Source organism: Actinomycetota bacterium (genome assembly GCA_016700055.1).
In the GTDB taxonomy this organism is placed as follows: Bacteria; Actinomycetota; Acidimicrobiia; order Acidimicrobiales; family Ilumatobacteraceae; genus Kalu-18.
The window spans coordinates 966,304-983,956 of sequence record CP064997.1 but is presented as its reverse complement, the minus strand read 5'-3'; the positions used below and the strand labels follow the sequence as shown (position 1 = coordinate 983,956).

Annotated in this window: 18 protein-coding genes; 12 read left to right on the top strand and 6 right to left on the bottom strand. The window is 72.4% G+C overall.

The window, feature by feature from the left end; translation table 11 throughout:
• Positions 1-40 precede the first annotated feature (40 nt).
• The 5 genes from IPM43_04730 to IPM43_04710 all read left to right on the top strand — a co-directional run bounded on the left by IPM43_04730 (position 41) and on the right by IPM43_04710 (position 5,214).
• Positions 41-1,357, top strand: a complete 1,317-nt coding sequence (locus tag IPM43_04730) for a DEAD/DEAH box helicase (protein ID QQS25679.1) — start codon at positions 41-43, stop codon at positions 1,355-1,357.
• Positions 1,358-1,548: 191 nt separating this feature from the next.
• On the top strand, positions 1,549-1,734 hold the full coding sequence (locus IPM43_04725; GenBank protein QQS25678.1) for a hypothetical protein: 186 nt from the start codon (positions 1,549-1,551) through the stop codon (positions 1,732-1,734).
• Positions 1,731-1,997 carry a hypothetical protein gene (locus IPM43_04720; protein QQS25677.1) on the top strand — a complete coding sequence of 89 codons (267 nt, stop codon included), beginning with the start codon at positions 1,731-1,733 and terminating at the stop codon, positions 1,995-1,997. Before IPM43_04725 ends, IPM43_04720 begins: the two co-directional genes overlap by 4 nt.
• Positions 1,998-2,117: 120 nt before the next feature.
• Positions 2,118-2,747, top strand: coding sequence for an ABC transporter ATP-binding protein (locus tag IPM43_04715; protein ID QQS26332.1), 630 nt, complete (start codon positions 2,118-2,120; stop codon positions 2,745-2,747).
• 4 nt (positions 2,748-2,751) lie between these two features.
• Positions 2,752-5,214 carry an FtsX-like permease family protein gene (locus IPM43_04710; GenBank protein QQS25676.1) on the top strand — a complete coding sequence of 821 codons (2,463 nt, stop codon included), beginning with the start codon at positions 2,752-2,754 and terminating at the stop codon, positions 5,212-5,214.
• A gap of 10 nt (positions 5,215-5,224) precedes the next feature.
• On the opposite strand, the gene IPM43_04705 is transcribed toward IPM43_04710, so the two are convergent.
• A complete protein-coding gene (locus IPM43_04705; GenBank protein QQS25675.1) occupies positions 5,225-6,490 on the bottom strand; it encodes a hypothetical protein in 1,266 nt (421 codons plus the stop codon).
• 480 nt (positions 6,491-6,970) lie between these two features.
• Between IPM43_04705 and IPM43_04700 the strand changes: the two genes are divergently transcribed.
• Both IPM43_04700 and IPM43_04695 read left to right on the top strand, forming a co-directional pair.
• Entirely contained in the window at positions 6,971-7,588 is a 618-nt protein-coding gene (locus IPM43_04700; GenBank protein ID QQS25674.1) for an LPXTG cell wall anchor domain-containing protein, read from the top strand.
• 73 nt (positions 7,589-7,661) lie between these two features.
• The gene (locus IPM43_04695; protein ID QQS25673.1) at positions 7,662-8,258 is read left to right on the top strand and encodes a hypothetical protein; all 597 of its coding nucleotides are present in this window, start codon (positions 7,662-7,664) and stop codon (positions 8,256-8,258) included.
• Between the two features lie 15 nt (positions 8,259-8,273).
• On the opposite strand, the gene leuD is transcribed toward IPM43_04695, so the two are convergent.
• Together leuD and leuC are read right to left on the bottom strand one after the other, a co-directional pair.
• Positions 8,274-8,861 (bottom strand): 3-isopropylmalate dehydratase small subunit, encoded by a 588-nt coding sequence (leuD, locus tag IPM43_04690; GenBank protein QQS25672.1) that lies wholly within the window; start codon positions 8,859-8,861, stop codon positions 8,274-8,276.
• Complete coding sequence (gene leuC, locus IPM43_04685) at positions 8,858-10,258, bottom strand: 3-isopropylmalate dehydratase large subunit (protein ID QQS25671.1); 1,401 nt, start codon at positions 10,256-10,258, stop codon at positions 8,858-8,860. Before leuC ends, leuD begins: the two co-directional genes overlap by 4 nt.
• Positions 10,259-10,294: 36 nt before the next feature.
• On the opposite strand from leuC, the gene IPM43_04680 reads away from it, so the two are divergent.
• Genes IPM43_04680 through IPM43_04660 form a run of 5 tightly spaced genes read left to right on the top strand, consistent with a single transcriptional unit; the run spans position 10,295 to position 15,254 of the window.
• The gene (locus IPM43_04680; protein ID QQS25670.1) at positions 10,295-10,951 is read left to right on the top strand and encodes a helix-turn-helix domain-containing protein; all 657 of its coding nucleotides are present in this window, start codon (positions 10,295-10,297) and stop codon (positions 10,949-10,951) included.
• Positions 10,952-10,990: 39 nt separating this feature from the next.
• On the top strand, positions 10,991-11,590 hold the full coding sequence (locus IPM43_04675) for a hypothetical protein (protein QQS25669.1): 600 nt from the start codon (positions 10,991-10,993) through the stop codon (positions 11,588-11,590).
• 46 nt (positions 11,591-11,636) lie between these two features.
• Complete coding sequence (nadA, locus tag IPM43_04670; protein ID QQS25668.1) at positions 11,637-12,620, top strand: quinolinate synthase NadA; 984 nt, start codon at positions 11,637-11,639, stop codon at positions 12,618-12,620.
• A 20-nt stretch (positions 12,621-12,640) separates the two neighbouring features.
• Complete coding sequence (locus IPM43_04665) at positions 12,641-14,341, top strand: L-aspartate oxidase (GenBank protein ID QQS25667.1); 1,701 nt, start codon at positions 12,641-12,643, stop codon at positions 14,339-14,341.
• 1 nt (position 14,342) lies between these two features.
• The gene (locus IPM43_04660; GenBank protein QQS25666.1) at positions 14,343-15,254 is read left to right on the top strand and encodes a carboxylating nicotinate-nucleotide diphosphorylase; all 912 of its coding nucleotides are present in this window, start codon (positions 14,343-14,345) and stop codon (positions 15,252-15,254) included.
• Between the two features lie 11 nt (positions 15,255-15,265).
• Here IPM43_04660 and IPM43_04655 read toward each other — a convergent pair whose 3' ends face one another.
• Genes IPM43_04655 through IPM43_04645 form a run of 3 tightly spaced genes read right to left on the bottom strand, consistent with a single transcriptional unit; the run spans position 15,266 to position 17,611 of the window.
• Positions 15,266-16,195: an FKBP-type peptidyl-prolyl cis-trans isomerase gene (locus IPM43_04655; protein QQS25665.1), complete on the bottom strand. Its 930-nt coding sequence runs from the start codon at positions 16,193-16,195 to the stop codon at positions 15,266-15,268.
• An 11-nt stretch (positions 16,196-16,206) separates the two neighbouring features.
• A complete protein-coding gene (locus IPM43_04650; protein ID QQS25664.1) occupies positions 16,207-17,127 on the bottom strand; it encodes an alpha/beta fold hydrolase in 921 nt (306 codons plus the stop codon).
• A gap of 4 nt (positions 17,128-17,131) precedes the next feature.
• Positions 17,132-17,611 (bottom strand): transcription elongation factor GreA, encoded by a 480-nt coding sequence (locus IPM43_04645; protein ID QQS25663.1) that lies wholly within the window; start codon positions 17,609-17,611, stop codon positions 17,132-17,134.
• Positions 17,612-17,653 lie beyond the last annotated feature (42 nt).

The window sequence follows — 17,653 nt, the reverse complement described above, 5'->3', positions numbered from 1 at the left end:
GGCCGGTCATGCGGCAGGGGCGATACCCTGCCCGATCAACATGAACGAACCCGTATCCCGCCAGGGTGCGCCGCGCGGACGTCGCCGGCAGACCCGCGGCCAGGGCGCCCCAAGGCGCCGTCTCGAGGAGCCCGTCGGCTCCAGCCGTCCGATCACCACCGTCACCGCTCTACCCCCCGTCGACACACCGACCGGATTCGCCGATCTCGGCGTGCCCGCTGACGTCGACGCCGGGCTCGCCGCGGCCGGCTTCGCCGCCCCGTTCGCGATCCAGACCGAGGCGATCCCCGTCGCCCTCGAGGGTCGTGACGTGTGCGGGCGGGCCAAGACCGGCTCGGGCAAGACGCTCGCGTTCGGCGTGCCGATGCTCGCCCGGATGAGTGAGCGCGCCGCGCCGCGCCGGCCCCTCGGGCTGGTGCTCGTGCCGACGCGTGAGCTCGCCCTGCAGGTGGCCGAGGTGCTCGAGCCGATCGCTGCCCACACCGGGCGCAAGGTGCTCGCGGTGTACGGCGGCGCCAGCCGCCATCAACAGATCGAGCACCTCGACCGCGGGGTGGAGCTCGTCGTCGCCACCCCGCTACGGCTGATCGACCTGTTGAAGGCAGGCGAGGTCGACGTCTCCGAGGTCGAGGTGATGGTGCTCGACGAGGCCGACCGCATGGCCGACGACGGGTTCACCCCCCAGGTCGAGTGGATCCTGCGCCACTGCACCGGGCGCAACCAGACGATGCTCTTCTCCGCCACCCTCGACGGCGACGTCGGCCACCTGATCCGCCACTACCTGAAGGACCCGGTCGAGGTGGCCGTCGACTCGGCGACGGACACCGTCGGCACGATGCACCACCTGTGGCTCGCCGTGCACCACATGGACAAGGTGCGGGTGGTGGCGTCGATCGCCGCGGGTACCACGAGGACGGTCGTCTTCTGCCAGACGAAGCGCGTCTGCGACCGGGTCGAGCACCAGCTGCTCGAGCTCGGCGTCGACGCCGCGGCGATCCACGGCGATCTTCCCCAGGCCGCGCGCGAGCGCGCGATGCGCCGCTTCGCCGAGGGCCACCTCTCGATCCTCGTCGCCACCGACGTCGCCGCGCGCGGCATCGACATCGACGACATCGGGGTCGTCGTGCACTTCGAGCCGGCGAAGGACTCGAAGGACTACCTCCATCGCTCCGGGCGCACCGCACGGGCCGGTCGCGACGGCTGGGCGGTGACGCTCGTCGAGTACAACCAGCACACTGCGATGCGCATCCTGCAGCGCACGCTGCGGCTGCCGATGACCGAGCCGATCGAGGTGTTCAGCAACAACCCCAAGCTGCGCCACCTCCCCGACTTCGGCGACGAGGCCGCGGCCACCTGAGGCCCCGCTCGGGCTACCTTCGACGCGTCATGTCCCGGCGTCGACGGCTGCCTGCGGCCGTAACCCTTGCGGTGCTCTCGGCCTGCGCCGCCTGTAGTTCCTCCTCGGATGGTTCCTCCTCGGACGGTACGCCTTCGCCCACCACTGCGTTCGCAGCCGGGTCGTCCACGACGGTGGCGGACGACGAGGCGGTGACAGGTCCCGCGCAACCCGCTCCGATCTCGATCGAGGTCACGTTCGACGACGGCGCGGAGACGCTGACCTCGGCGATCGCGGTCGGGTCGGAGCTGCGCGCCGAGCAGGCCGCGGCCACCTACCCCGAAGCCGCGTTCTTCTGCTCGGGCGAGTCGTTCAGCCCGGGGAGCTGTTCGCCGTGAAGATCGACCACTCTTCGACAGCCACGGCATCCGCGCCAGCGTCAGCGGCGGCGAGCGAGCTGTTGGCGGTCGAGGTGGTTTCGACCGAGCCGGTCGACGGCGCGGGGACGTTCCCGGCGGAGGTGTTCGTATTGCTCGCAGGTGGCACCTCGCTCGAGCTGCCGGCGGCCGAGCTCGTCGTGGCGGACGACTTGGTGAGCGGCTCGTTCCACGGCGTCAGCGCTGCGGGGGTGCAACTGGACGCCACGTTCAGCTGTGCTTAGCGCCAGACTGCTCCCGTGACAGGCGGAACCACCGCTCTCGGCACCCGTGTGGACCTCGACGGCGTGACCAAGCGCTACGTCGTCGGCGAGGTCACCGTCGATGCCCTGGTCGACGTGAACATGCACGTGGACGAGTCTGCGTTCGTGGTCATCCTCGGCCCGTCCGGGTGCGGCAAGACGACGTTGCTCAACATGATCGGGGGCCTCGATACGGCCACGAGCGGGCGGGTGGTGGTCGCCGGCAGGGAGCTGACGGCGATGTCGCGGGCAGAGCGGTTCGCGTTCCGCCGACGGTCGGTCAGCTTCATCTTCCAGACCTTCAACCTGCTGCCGGGGCTCACCGCGCGGGAGAACGTCCACTTCGGCGCGGACGTGGCCGGCAGGAACGATGCCGCCCGGCGGGCCGAGAGCGCCCTCGCCGACGTCGGGCTCGACGCGCGGCTCGACCACTTCCCGCACCAGCTCTCCGGGGGCGAGCAGCAGCGCGTGGCGATCGCCCGCGCGCTCGCCACCGGCAACCCGATCCTGCTCGCCGACGAGCCCACCGGCGAGCTCGACTTCCGCACGGGTGTCCAGATCCTGGAGCTGCTTCGTGCCCAGGCCGACGCCGGGCTGACCGTGCTCGTCGTCACCCACAACCGCGAGATCTCCCGCGTCGCCGACAGGGTCGTCGAGCTGTCGAGCGGGCGCATCGTGCACGACGGCCCACCGCTCGGCGGGCGTGCCGCCGTGCGCGACCTGCAGTGGTGAGCCGTTGGCCGGATCACGCTCGCTCTTCGTCCGCTGGTCGCTGCGCGACCTTCGCCAGCGCTGGTTGAGCGTCGTCGCGATCGCGCTGGTGATCGCGATCGGCACCGGCGTCTACGCCGGGTTGAACTCCACCGGCACCTGGCGGCGGATGTCCTACGACGCCAGCTTCGCCGCGCTTTCGTTCCGCGACCTGCGGGTGGAGCTCGGCTCGGGCACCACCGCGCCGTCAGGCACGTTGCGCGGGGCCCTCGCCGACCTGGAGGACGAGGGAACGGTGGTGGCCGCGCAGGAGCGTCTCGTCGTCGACACCCAGCTCGACGCCTCGACCAGCGAGGCGCTCGTGTTGGTGCCCGGGCAGCTGATCGGTCAAGACCTGGGCACCGACGCGGCGGACGTGGACCGTCTGCACCTGGCCGAGGGTCGGCTACCTGTTCCCGGCGCGGACGTGGTCGAGGTGGTGCTGGAGCAGAAGCTCGCCGACCACCACGGCCTGGGGGTGGAGGGCGAGGCGACCCTCGCCGGCGGGGCAGAGGTGCGCTACGTGGGCCACGGCATGCTCGCGGAGCACTTCTGGGTGACCGGTGGGCCGACCGTCTCGTTGATGCCTGGCGGCTTCGCGATCGTGTACGCCGAGCTAGCCGACGTGCAACGCCTGGCGGGGCTCGACGGCCAGGTGAACCAGCTCGTCGTCCGCCTCGCCGAGGGGGTCGACGCGGACGAGGCCGCCTCCCGGCTGGAGCAAGCGGTCGAGGCGTTGAGCGGCGTCAGCGCCACCGTGCTCTCCCGTCAGGACGAGGACGGGTACCGCCTGCTCTACGACGACATCGAGGGCGACCAGAAGATCTACAACGTGCTCTCGCTGCTGGTGCTGCTCGCGGCGAGCCTCGCGGCGTTCAACCTGATCGGGCGCATCGTCGACGCGGAGCGACGCGAGATCGGGGTGCAGATGGCCCTCGGCGTGTCGCCGGCCAGGATCGCCGTGCGCCCGCTGCTCGTCGCGGCCGAGATCGCTCTCGCCGGAGTGGTGCTCGGCCTCGCCGTCGGCTGGGCGATCAGCGCCGCGGTCAGCGGCGTGATGTCGTCGCTGCTGCCGCTGCCGGAGTGGCGTGACCCCTTCCAGTTCGGGGTCTTCGCGCTGGCGGCGTTGCTCGGCTTCGTCGTGCCGTTCTTCGCGTCGGCCCTTCCCGTGCGGCGCGCGGTGCGCGTCGAACCGGTCGAGGCCATCCGCACCGCGCACGTCGCCGTGCAGGGCCGCGCCGTCGCCCGGTTGCTGCGGGTGCTGCACGTGCCGGGCAACAGCATGGCCCAGCTCCCGGTGCGCAACGTGCTGCGCGCTCCGCGGCGCACGCTGCTCACGGCGCTCGGCGTCGGCGCGGCGATCGCCGTGCTCGTCGGCGTGCTCGGCATGGTCGACAGCCTGCGCACCACGATCAGCCACGGCGAACGCGAGCTGCTGCAGGACGTACCCGAGCGCGTCTCCGTACAGCTCGACGGGTTCCGCCTCGTCGACTCGGCCGAGGTGCGGGCGGTCGTCGACTCACCCCTCGTCGCGAGCGCCGACCCGCTGCTCCAGGTGGGTGGCCAGGTGCGTGCGGCCGGCGAGGAGGAGGCGGCGGGGCTCGACCTGATCGTCACCGTGCTCGACATCGGTGAGGCGGCGTGGACACCGACGATCGTCGACGGCGCGGCGCGCTCGGACGGCAGCGGCCCGCCCGGGATCGTGCTCGCCCGCAAGATGGCCGACGACCTCGGCGTCGAAGTCGGCGACGCGGTCGTGCTGCGCCATCCGTCTGCGGGGTCGGCGGGCTTCGAGACGACGGAGACCGAACTGGCCGTGGTCGGGCTCCACCCGAGCCCGCTGCGCTCGCTCTCCTACATGGACGCGGGCGAGGTGGCCACCTTCGGCCTGGCCGGTGTGACCAACGCGGTCGACGTGCTGCCGGCGCCCGGCGTCTCGCTGGACGAGCTGCGCCGGGCGATGTTCGAGACCCCGGGTGTGGCGTCGGCACAGCCCGTGGCCGAGATCACCGAGCTGTTCGGCGAGATGCTCGAACAGGTGCTCGGCTTCCTCGCGATCGCCGGCGCAGCCGTGCTCGCGCTGGCGCTGCTGATCGCGTTCAACTCCACCAGCATCGCCGTCGATGAGCGCACCCGTGAGCACGCCACCCTGTTCGCGTTCGGCCTCCCGGTGCGCTCGGTCGTCGCCCTGATCGCCGCGGAGAGCCTGATCGTCGGCGTCGCCTCGACCCTTGTCGGCATCGGGCTCGGGTACGGGCTGGTGCGCTGGATGGTCGGGTCGCTGATCTCCGAGACGGTGCCCGAGCTCGGCTTCGTCGTCGATCTGCACCCGGTGACGCTGCTCGTCGCCCTGCTCGTCGGCGTCGTGGCGGTGGGTCTCACCCCCGTGCTGCTCGCGCGGCGGCTCTCCCGGATGAAGATCCCCGACGCGCTGCGCGTGATGGAGTGAGCCCGCTCGCTCAGGTGGTCGGGCGCATCTCCACCACCCACGTGTCACCCGCCTGATCGAGGACTTCCACCTGCCATCCGACGCCGCTCCAGCGCTCGCCCGGCTGCAGCAGGTCGGTGAACGGCGTGCCCCCGACGAGCGGTTGCTGGGAGCGCTCGGTAGGCCCGCAGCGCTCGCTCTCGCCCCGCCCGCAGGAGGGGCCGTCGAGCGAGACCAGGTGCACGGCGACCCCGCTCGCGGGCAGGTGGTCGTTCGCCTCCTGGTCGGCGAGGACCTCGACGGTGAGCAGGCTGTCGCTGTCCACGCCGACTACGCCGGCGCGCATCCCCTCCGCTGACGAGCTGGGCTCGAGCCGCAGCACGCCACCGTTGCCGCTGACCACCGACACGTCGGCGAGGGGCAGCCAACCCGCCGCGATGCGGTTGACGGCGAGGGTGCCCGGGGCGTGTCTTCGCGCGGGGTCCGTGTCGCGGGGTGCGGCGCTGTTGCTCATCACGTCGAGCGCGCTCGCGTAGACGTGGCCCGTGTCGTCGATCGTGTCGTCGATCGTGTCGTCGATCGTGTCGTCCGCGCTGTCCGTGCTGCCCGTGCTGTCCGCGCTGTGCGGCCACCCGAGGGCGTGGCCGAGCTCGTGCTCGATCAGGTCGACGGCGGCGATCTCGCCCCAGTCGGGGTGGAAGTCGCTGGCGCCGACGTACACGATCCGGCGCGTCGTGGCCGCCGGGCATGGCAGTGCCGGGCAACCGGCGCCGGGTGAGCCGAACCCACCAGAGCTCGTCGCCTGGTGCTCCGCGTCGGCGACGGCGATCACGCCGCGGGCTGCCGGGTCGGCGCTGTCGAGGGCGCGAGCCGAGCACTGCTCGGGCCCGTCGCTCGGGCCGAGGCGGATCTCGCCCCCGGGGGTGAACCGGGGTTCGTACGCACCTGCCGAGAGCTGTTCGAAGTAGGGCCGAACGTGTTCTTCGAGCTCGGCGGCGACGCCGTCGGCGGTGAGCGTCAGGCGCAGGGCGAGTCCCGCGTACGGCCAGGCGGTGGTGTCCGCCGGTACCTGGCAGACCCACACCTGCCAGTCGTCCTCCCCCTCGGCGAGCAGGCGGAAGTCCGCGGTGGCGGCCACCAACTCGGCGAGTGCCGCCGGTGCCGAGTCCTGCGCGCTCGGCAGCTCCGGTGTTTGCGCGTCGTCGCCTCCGTCGCCGGCCGGCCCGCAGGCCGTGAGCACACCCACCGCGACCACCGTGAGCGCGCGGGCAACCATCGACAGCGGTGGACGCGACACGCTTGGATTCTCGCAGAGCGCCCGGCGGCGACTCGCGCGGCCCTTGCGGGCATGCCGTCGTGTCTGGTCGAGGGGCGTTCCAGGCGCTGTTACGGTGGCGCCACCCGGCGGGGGCGTCGGGTGGTTCGTCCTAGGGGTGGACCTCAAAGTGTTTGGAGGTGAGCGATGTCTCGACGTCCGTGGGCCCTCCTCGCCGCCGCCGCCACCGTCGTGTCGATAGGCACGATCGCGGCGGGGGGCGGCGCAGTGCAGGCCCAGTCCGATTCGGTGCAATGCGTCACGCCCGATGGTCCGCAAGGCCCCGACGGTCCCGCGGGTCCCGCGGGTCCGCAAGGGCCGACAGGTCCGCAGGGCCCGCAGGGTCCCCCAGGACCGCCAGGCCCGGAGGGGCCCGCGTGGTGGGATGTCCCTTCCGGTCCGTCACGGCTCGTGCACGCGAGCGATGCCCCCGACTGTGCGACCCTCGTCGGGATCTGCATCGTGAGCGAGCCCGGCGCCGCCGGCGCGGAGGGGCCAGAAGGGCCGATGGGTCCGACGGGGCCGACGGGGCCGATCGGGCCGCCAGGCCCGCCAGGCCCGCCAGGCCCGCCAGGTGACGGGCCCAACGACACGGATCAAGGTCCGTCCAGGACGGTCCATCCGGCGCAGCAGTCCGGTTGTGAGAGCTACCCCGACGAGTGCGTCGCCACGGTCACCGGCCCCGACGGCGCCGAGGGGCCCGAGGGTCCTGCCGGCCCGCCAGGTCCACAAGGCCCGCCAGGGCCGCCAGGGCCGCAGGGCCCCCCTGGCCCGCAGGGTCCGTCGTGGCCCGAGCAGCCGCCCGGCGGACCGTCGAGGACGGTCCACGGCCTGGTCGACGCGGTCGAGCCCGCCGACGTCTTGTTGACGTTCCCGGGAACCTGTGTCGAGTCGATCTCGCCGACGACGGTGCCCCAGACCACGCTCGCCCCGACGACCACCGTCACCGGTGGGTCCGGTGGCCAGTTGCCCTCGGTCGGTTCCGATTCCAGCCCCGCGCTGGCGATCGGCGCCCTCTTGGTGCTGGCCGGCGCGAGCGCGGTGGTGGTGAGCTGGCGGCGTAGGCCGACCAGCGCCTAGCAAGTCCCGTTCTCGGTCGGATCTGTGACGCATAGCGCGACAGATCCGACCGAGAACGCCGTATGTTGCGCGCGTGGACCCGTCTGAACCAGCGCGCCGGCGCCGCTACGGCTGGCTCGACTGGGCCGTGCGCTTCCGGCCGTCGGCGGGCGAGCAGGCGGGACCCTCCGCGACGCTGCCGATGTCCGGGCTGGGGCGGCCGGTGTCGCTCGCGGCGCGAGCGATACCGGTGGTGATGGTCGTCGTCGGGATCGCCGTCGCCGTACCTTCGGCGGTCTGGGCCGAGCGACCCTCGGGCGAGGGCCTCGGTTCGTTCGGTGTGGAGGCCGGGGCAGCCGTGTGGTTCGCCGGGGCGGTGACCCTCGGCGTCAGGCGGGCGACGACCGTGCGACGCGCGCTGCTCATCCTGCTGACGGCCTTGCTCGGCGCGGTGCTCGTCGTCATCGCGCTCGTCCTCGACTGGAGCGGCGCCGCGCTCACGCTGGCGATGGAGTTCGGCGTCGGGGCGTTGGCGGTGCTGGTGATCGACGTCATCGTGGTCGGCAGGCTGCAGCCGGGGTTGGAACGGATCGCTCGGGATGCCGAGACCGCGAGCGTCGAGGTCCGCCTGCGCCGCTCATGGATGCCGGTCGAGCTGCGGATCGACCACGACTCGCAATCTTCGGCGTGACGACGCGGCAGTGGCTCAGGCCGTGAGCCAGGAAGCGCGGCGCGCCTCGTAGGCGTCGATCGCGTCGGCGTGCGTGAGCGTGATGCCGATGTCGTCGAGGCCTTCGAGGAACCGCTGCCGAGTCGGCGCGTCCATCGGGAACGGCTCGACCAGCCCGATCGCGGGCACCTCGACGACCAGGCGCTCGACGTCGACGACGATCGTCGTACGCGGGTCGGCGTCGATCGCATCCCAGATCCGCTCCACCGCAGCCGTCGCCAGGACCACCGGCACGAGGCCGTTCTTGGTGCAGTTGTTGAAGAAGATGTCGCTGAAGCTCGGCGCGATGACGGCGTCGAAGCCGCCTTGCTGGATCGCCCACACCGCGTGCTCCCGGCTGGAGCCGACCCCGAACGCCGCCCCGGCGACGAGCATGCTCGCCCCGGCGAAGCGCTCGTCGTTCATCACGAAGTTGCGGTCGTCACGCCACGACGAGAAGAGGCCCTGCTCGAAGCCGGTGCGCTCGACGCGCTTCAGCCACTCGGCGGGAATGATCTGGTCGGTGTCGACGTCGCTGCGACGCAGCGGTAGGCCCGTGCCGGTCAGGACGCGTGCGGCTCTCATCTCAGATCCTCCGGGGTGGCGAAGTGGCCGGCGACCGCGGTGGCGGCGGCGACGGCCGGGGACACGAGGTGGGTGCGCCCGCCGCGCCCTTGGCGGCCTTCGAAGTTGCGGTTGCTGGTGCTCGCCGACCTCTCGCCGGGGGCCAGCTTGTCGGGGTTCATCGCGAGGCACATCGAGCAACCCGGCTCGCGCCACTCGACACCGGCGGCGACGAAGACGCGGTCGAGCCCCTCGGCCTCGGCCTGCGCCTTCACCGCGTGGCTGCCGGGGACGACCATCGCCCGCTTCACCGTCGCCCTCCGGCCGTCGAGCACCGCGGCCGCGGCACGCAGGTCTTCGATGCGGCTGTTGGTGCACGAGCCGATGAAGACGGTGTCGACGGCGATCTCGCGGATGCGGGTGCCGGCGGTGAGGCCCATGTACTCGAGTGCCCTCGCAACCGCGTCGCGGCTCGTCGGATCGGCGGCGTCGTCGGGGGAGGGCACGGCCGCGTCGATCGGGGCCACCTGGGCGGGGTTCGTCCCCCACGACACGTGTGGGGAGAGCAACGTGGCGTCGATGCGCACCTCGGCATCCCATGCGGCGGAGTCGTCGGTGTGCAGCGTGCGCCAGTCTGCGAGAGCGGCTTCCCACGCGGCGCCCTGCGGGGCGTGGGCGCGGCCTTCCAGGTAGGCGAACGTGGTGTCGTCGGGGGCGATCATCCCCGCGCGCGCCCCGGCCTCGATCGACATGTTGCACACCGTCATCCGTCCCTCCATCGAAAGCGCCTGGATGGCGGACCCGCGGTATTCGATGACGTGGCCGATGCCGCCGCCGGTACCGATGCGCCCGATGACCGCGAGGATGATGTCCTTCGCCGTCACCCCGGCGGCAAGCTCGCCGTCGACGTCGATTGCCATCCACTTCGGGCGGCTCTGCGGCAGGGTCTGGGTGGCCAGCACGTGCTCGACCTCGCTGGTGCCGATGCCGAAGGCAAGCGCGCCGAACGCCCCGTGGGTGGCGGTGTGGCTGTCGCCGCAGACGATCGTCATCCCCGGCAGGGTGCGGCCCTGCTCGGGGCCGATGACGTGCACGATGCCCTGGCCGGGGTCGCCCATCGGGTACGAGGTGATCCCGAACTCGGCGGTGTTGGCCCGCAGCACGTCGACCTGCTTGGCCGAGATCGGATCCGCGATCGGCAGGTGGATGTCCTGCGTCGGCACGTTGTGGTCCTCGGTGGCGACGGTGAGCTCCGGGCGCCGCACCCGCCGGCCGCTCATCCGCAGGCCGTCGAACGCCTGCGGGCTGGTCACCTCGTGCACGAGGTGGAGATCGATGTAGAGCAGGTCGGGCTCGCCGGGGGCGGAATGCACCACGTGGCGGTCCCAGACCTTCTGCGGCAGGGTCACACCTGGCATATGTCGTCTCACTCTCTGGGATAGACTTCCTGAGATATGGAAAGCGTATCCGGTGTCGGCGTGCTCGACAAGGCGGTGGCCGTGCTGCGGGCCGTCGCCGCAGGCCCGCTCTCGTTGAACGATCTCGCGCACACGTCCGGGCTGCCCCGGGCCACCGCCCACCGCCTGGCGTCGGCGCTCGAGGACCACGGTCTCGTGCGGCGCGACGGCGCCGGTCGCTTCTGCCTCGGGCTCGGGCTGATCGGCCTCGGCCGGTCGGCAGCCGAGGGGTTCGCGCTGGCCGAGGCCGCGCGTCCCGTCCTCACCGCACTGCGCGACGCGACGGGCGAGGGTGTGCAGCTCTTCGTGCGCGAGGCCGACGCGCGCCGCTGCGTCGTCTCCCTGCAGGCGCTGCACGGCCTGCGCTGGATCGTGCCCGAGGGGGCGCTGCTGCCGCTCGCCGCCGGCTCCGCCGGTCACCTCCTGGGCGGCGAGCCGATACCGGCGCGCGGCTACGTCGAGAGCGTCGAAGAGCGTGAGCCCGGCGTGGCCTCGGTGAGCGCGCCCGTGCTGGGGCCCGCCGGCGAGGTGGTCGCCGCGGTCTGCGTGAGCGGCCCGCTCGAACGCCTCACCCGGCGGCCGGGCCAGCGCCTCGGTGGCGCCGTCGTCGCCGCGGCGTCCGAGCTCACCTCGCTCGCGCTTGTGCTGCGGTAGGGACTGCCGCGCGGCACGACTGCGCGCACACACACAGGTGTGACGCACCGCGACCTGGCCCCGCTCGCTCTGGCTCTCGTGCTCGACGCACGGCTGCAGGCGACGCTCGACGACCCGTTCCACATGCGAGCTGCCCGGCTCTACGGATTCACCGTGCACGACCCCGCGGCGCTGGCGAGCCTCGTCAACGGACCGAGCGACGTCATCGCCGCCACCGACGACGCCGTGCGCGCCACCTGCCTCGGCGAGGGGGACGACCCGTATTGGCTGCTCGCCGGCCCACTCGGGCTGTTCGCCTGCTCGTTCGACGCGGCCGGCCTGGTCACGCTGGGGTGGGCGGCACCGCTGCTCGACGAGCGCGACGAGTACGGCCGCCTGACCACCGGAGTGCGCCCGAGCCTGCACCCCGAACGGGTGCGCATCCGCATCTCGGCCACGGTCTGCGACCAGGGCGTCGCGACCGTGCTGCGGCGCAGCGACGACCCCGACGCCGCCGTCGCCATCGGCGAGCGCGGCGAGGGCGAGCTCGTCGACACGCTGGAGCGGTTGTGGTTCGGCGACCCGCTCGAGCTGGCGCTCTCGCGTGTGACCGCGCGCGCGGATCGCAGCCGGCGGGCTCGGCACCGTCGGTCGCCGTGAAACACCCCTTACGGCAGCCGCCTTGCGAGGACCTAGCCTCTCAGTCGTGACGACTGACGAGGTCTCGTTCGACGCGTGGGCCGCAGAGGTACGGGCACTCGCGGCCGAGCGCGACGCGGTGATCCTCGCCCACAACTACCAGGTGCCCGAGATCCAAGACGTGGCCCACCACGTAGGCGACTCGCTCGGGCTCAGCCGGGTTGCGGCGCAGGTCGAGCAGTCCACGATCGTGTTCTGCGGCGTCCACTTCATGGCCGAGACGGCCAAGATCCTGTCCTACGACAAGACCGTCCTGATCCCCGACGAGCAGGCCGGCTGCTCGCTGGCCGAGACGATCACCGCCGATCAGCTGCGGGCGTGGAAGGCCGAACACCCCGGTGCGGTGGTGGTCAGCTACGTCAACACCACCGCCGCGGTGAAGGCCGAGACCGACGTGTGCTGCACGTCGTCGAACGCCGTCGACGTCGTCGCCAGCATCCCCGCCGACCGCGAGATCTTGTTCTGCCCCGACCAGTTCCTCGGCGCTCACGTGCAACGGCTCACCGGTCGCGAAAACATGCACATCTGGATGGGTGAGTGCCACGTCCATGCGGGGATCAACGGCGCCGACCTACGCGAGCTGGTGATGGCCGAGCCCGAGGCAGAGCTGTTCATCCATCCCGAGTGCGGGTGCGCGACGAGCGCGCTGTACCTCGCGTCGAGCGGGGTCGTGCCGGCGGAGCGCACCCGGATCCTCTCCACTTCGGGGATGGTCTCGGCCGCGGCCGAGACGAAGGCCGCCAAGGTGCTGGTCGCCACGGAGACCGGCATGCTGCACCAGCTCACGAAGGCCAACCCGCTGACCATCTTCGAGCCCGTCAACCGGGCCGCAGTGTGCAAGTACATGAAGATGATCACCCCGGACAAGCTGCTGCGCTCGCTGCGCGACGGCACCTACGTGGTCGACGTCGCGCCCGACATCGCCGAGCGGGCGCGCCAGTCGGTGGAGCGGATGATCGCCGTCGGCACGCCGAGCCCTACCGCCGAGTGACACGGGCCGGATAGCCACGCATGCGCTTGCCGCTCGTGTTGACCGCGCCCCGCGCTACCTGGACCCGCGACGTCGACGTCGTCGTTCTCGGCTCGGGTGCAGCCGGTCTCGCGGCCGCGCTGGCCGCTCGACCGGTGCGCAGCGTGCTGCTGGTCACGAAGGACGAGCTCGCCGCCGGCAGCACGTCTTGGGCACAGGGCGGCCTCGCTGCCGTGCTCCACCCTGCCGACAGCCTGGAGAGCCACGTGCGCGACACGTTGGCTGCGGGAGCAGGACTGTGCGACGAAGCGGTCGTGCGCGAGCTCGTCGCCAAGGCCCCGGAGGCGATCCGCTACCTGATGCGCCTCGGGGCGGCGTTCGACCCGGCCGCGTCGGGGGAGGGGCCGGCACTCACCCGTGAGGGTGGCCACAGCCACGATCGCATCGTCCACGCCGGAGGCGACCAGAGCGGTGCCGAGGTGCAGCGCACGCTCGACCAGGCGGCCATCGCGGCGGGGGTCGAGGTGATGGGCAACGCGTTCGCGCTCGACCTCGTACTGGGCGCCGGCTCCGGCTACGGCGGCCCCGGCCGGAGCTGCGCGGGCGTACGCGTGGCGCGTACCGACGCGGACGGCCACGTCGTCTCGGTGGGAGTGGTCACCGCCCGGGCGGTGGTGCTCGCCACCGGCGGGTACGGCCAGGTCTTCGCTTCCACCTCGAACCCGCCGGCGCTCACCGGCGACGGGCTGGCACTCGCCCTGCGCGCCGGGCTCGCGGCGCGCGACGTCGAGTTCGTGCAGTTCCATCCGACGGTGCTCTACAGCGGTCCCGACGCGGTCGGTCAACAGGCGCTGGTCAGCGAGGCGGTGCGGGGGGAGGGGGCGCTGCTCTACGACGCCGCCGGCCACAGGGTGATGGCCGGCATCCATCCGCAGGAAGACCTCGCTCCGCGCGACGTCGTGGCATCGGCGATCAGTCGCCGCATGGCCGAGGGTGCCGCCGGCGTCGACGACCACGTCTACCTCGACGCCACCCATCTCGGCGAGCGGTTCTACGAGCGCTTCCCGACGATCACCGCCGCTTGCCGGGCGGCCGGCATCGACCCCGCCCGAGAGCGCATCCCGGTCGCTCCCGCCGCGCACTACGCCTGCGGCGGTGTGCGGGCGAGCCTGGACGGCGTCACCGAGATGGCCGGGCTGTACGCCGTCGGCGAGGTCGCGTGCACCGGGCTCCACGGGGCCAACCGTCTCGCGTCCAACTCGCTCACCGAGGGCGTAGTCGCCGGCACGCGCGTGGGGCGTGAGCTCGCTTGGGAGCTGCCGCCGCGCGTAGATCCCGACGAAAGCGCCGGGGGGAGATCCACGGCAGAGGGTGCCGCCGCCGATGCAGCCGACGCCGGTCTCGCCGATCCGTCGAGCCGCTTCGCGGTGCGTGCCGGGATGTCGCGCCACGTCGGTGTGCTGCGCAACGACGTCGGTCTCGCGTCGGTGATCGCCTCGCTCGAACAGATCGCCGCGGCCGCCGGCCCCGACGTCGCGGCGTCGCGACGGTCTTGGGAAGCGACGAACCTGCTCACCGTCGCGGCGGCGGTCGCCCTCGCCGCGCGCGCCCGCACCGAGAGCCGCGGCTGCCACCGCCGGCTGGACCACGACGCGCCCCGCGACGAATGGCTGACCCATCTCGACGTGCGCCTCGACGCAGCCGGCTCACCCGTCGTCCAGGGCGTTCCAGGAGGAACCTGACGTGTTCACCTTCCAGCCGCTCTCCGAGCACACCCGCGCCCTGCTCGCGCTCGACGGCCTCGACCCCGACGCCGTCGCCGCGCTCGTCCGGATGGCGATCGCCGAAGACCTGGCCGGAGGCACCGACGTCACCTCCGAGGCGACGGTGCCCGCAGGGCAGCGCAGCAGGGCCACGTTCGGCGCCCGCCGCGCCGGCGTCGTCGCCGGCCTGCCCGTCGCGGCCGCGGTCGTCGAGGCGGTGTGCGGCGACGAGATGAGCGACGTCGAGTACCTGGTGCGCGACGGCGACCGCGTCGAAGCCGGCCAGGCCGTGGCGCGCGTAGAGGCTCCCACCCGCCTGCTGCTCACCGCCGAACGCTCGGCGCTCAACCTGCTCTGCCACATGTCGGGCGTGGCCACGCTCACCCGCAGCTGGGCCGACGCGCTGGAGGGCACGAACGCGCAGGTGCGCGACACCCGCAAGACCCTGCCCGGGCTCCGCGCGCTGCAGAAGTACGCCGTCCGCTGTGGGGGCGGGGTCAACCACCGCATGGCCTTGTCCGACGCCGCGCTCGTGAAGGACAACCACGTGCTCGCTGCCGGTGGTGTGGCGGCGGCGTTCGCGCTCGTGCGCTCGCTCGCCACCGAGCTACCGGTGGAGATCGAGGTCGACGGTCTCGACGGACTGCGCGAGGCGCTCGACGCCGGCGCCGACGTGGTGCTGCTCGACAACTTCACCGTCGATCAACTCGTCGCGGCCGTCGCCGTGAGGGACGCGCAGCGCCCCGGGACGCTGCTGGAGGCGAGCGGAGGGCTCACGCTGGAGCGCGCCCGCGCCGTCGGAGAGACCGGCGTCGACTACGTCGCCGTCGGCGAGCTGACCCACTCCGCCCGCGTGCTCGACATCGGCCTCGACGTCGAAGACGTCGTCTGAGGTGTCGCGGCCTACCAGGCCGCGAACAGGTCGATCACGAGCACCAGGTCGGTGGAGGCGGGCAGGCCGATGGCCTCGTTGCCGTCGGCTCCCCATGCCTGCTCGAAGGGGATGCGCATCATCCGTCGCCCGCCGGGCTGCATCCCGGCGATGCCTTCCACGAGCCCGCTCAGGGTCGAATCCCCTTGAAGCAGGATCGTGATCGGCTGACCACCCTCCCAGCTGTTGTCGAGCACCGCACCGTCGGCGCCGTTGTAGGCGACGAGGTGGATCGCCACCGTGTCACCCTCTGCGGCCGCGGTGCCTTCCCCCGTGACCAGGTCCTCGGTCTCCAGCGCATCGACCGGATCGGCTCCCTCGACGGTGACGTCGGGCGCTTCGGCGCCCGCGGGCACGAGAGCGCGCACGTCGACGACGAACGTCAACGAGTCGCCGGGGCGGATCAGCTCGCCCGAGCCTTCTTCGCCGTAGGCGAGATCGGCGGGGATGTCGAGCTGGTAGCGCCCACCGGCGCGCACCCCGACCAGGCCCTGGTCCCACCCCGGGATCACCTGGCCGGCGCCGATCTTCATCGCGAACGGGGTGCCGGGGTCGTACGAGTTGTCGAACTCGACCCCGTCGACGGCTCGGACGCCGACGTAGTCGACGACGATCGTGTCGCCCTCGACCGCCTCGGCGCCGGTGCCGGCCTCGAGCTCGGTCACCGTCAGCTCGGTCGGGTCCGCGCCGGGGAATTCGACCTCGGGCTTGTCGCTCGGCGCGGCGGTCGTGGTGGGTGACGTGTCGCCGGTCGTGGCGTCTGTCGTGTCGTTCGTCGTGTCGTCGGTGGTCGCGTCGGTCGTGTCGTCGGTCGAGGCGTCGTCGCCGCCACAAGCGGCGAGAGCGACCAGCGCGACGAGCGCGGGCGCGGCGAGGGAACGGCGCAGGCGGCGGGAAGGCATGACCGGCGACGCTACCGGGCGTCGGGCGTGACCGGACCGCGGGTGTCGAGCACCCGGTGGGTGGCCTCGACGATCGCCGTCACCGTGTGCTCGGCCCGGGCGATGATGGCGTCGTGTTCGCCGTCGATGCGGTGCACGCTCACCGCGGAGACCGACTCGGCGAGGCGGATCTGGCGCTCGACGGGGATCACCGCGTCGCGCATCGTGAGCACCACCGACGTCGGCACGTCGATCTCGGCGAGCCACGACGCCGCCGAGAACGAGCCGATCGCCCGGCCGGCTTCGAGGACCATCCTCCAGTCGTGGCGCATCGCCTCTTGGACTGCCCAAGGGTCCCACTGCTCGGCCTTGCGCTTCAGGTACACCTGGTGCGTCAGCCAGACGCGCGCCTGCGTCGGGGTGAGACGGGCGAGCGCGCCGAGCCCGGTGAGGCCGAGGAAGTTCACCCGTTCGGCCCGAGTGTGCGAGAACTGCCCCGCCGTGGCGCAGAGCACCAGGCCCCTCACCACCGCCGGGTGCCGGCGCCACACGAGCATCGCGATGGGCCCACCCATCGAGTAGCCGATCGGCACGAAGGGCCCCGTGCCCAGCTCGGCGGCGAGGGCCACCGCGTCGTCGGCGCAGTCGGCGAGCTTGAACGTCCGCCGGCTGCGGATGCCGCGGCCATGGCCGCGGTGGTCGAGGGCGACGACGCGAAAGTGCGCCCCGAGCGCTTCGTAGGCGGAGAAGAAGTTGAGGTCTGCCGTCGCCGTCCACCCGTGGAGCAGCATCACCACCGGCGCCCCCGGGTACGGCCCGGGCAGCTCACGCACGAAGGTGGTGCCGCGCCCGGGCAGGTGCAGCTCGCGCCCGGGGGGCAGCGGCGGGACGCGCATCGTCACCTCGTCGCCGTCGGGCTCTTCCCCCGCCTCGCGAGCCGCGGTGCCCGACATCGGCCTAGGGCAGCTCGACGCTGACGACCTCGACCTCGAGCGTTGCACCCGTCGGCGTGGTGTAGGTGACGGTGTCGCCGGCCCGCGAGCCGAGCAGTGCCTGGCCGAGCGGCGACTGCGGGCTCATCGACTCGTAGCCCTCGTGGCGCTCCTCGATCGAACCGATGAGGTAGCTCTCCGCGGCATCCTCGGCGTCGCCGGCGTAGAGGAAGGTGACCAGGCTGCCGGGCTTCACCGTGCCGTCGTCGACGACGTCGACGATCTCGCAGTGCCCGAGGATCGCCTCGAGGTGCCGGATGCGGCCCTCCATGTGGCCCTGCTCGTCCTTCGCCGCGTGGTAGTCGCCGTTCTCGGACAGGTCGCCGAGCTCCCGGGCACGTTCGATCTTCTGCGCGATCTCGATCCGCCCGCGCGTGGTGAGGTCCTCCAGCTCGGCCTGCAGCCGGGAATGGGCCGAGGGGGAGAGGTGGTGGATCTGGGACATGTCGGCGAAGGGTACCGACTCCGGACCTGGTGAGGTCGCGCG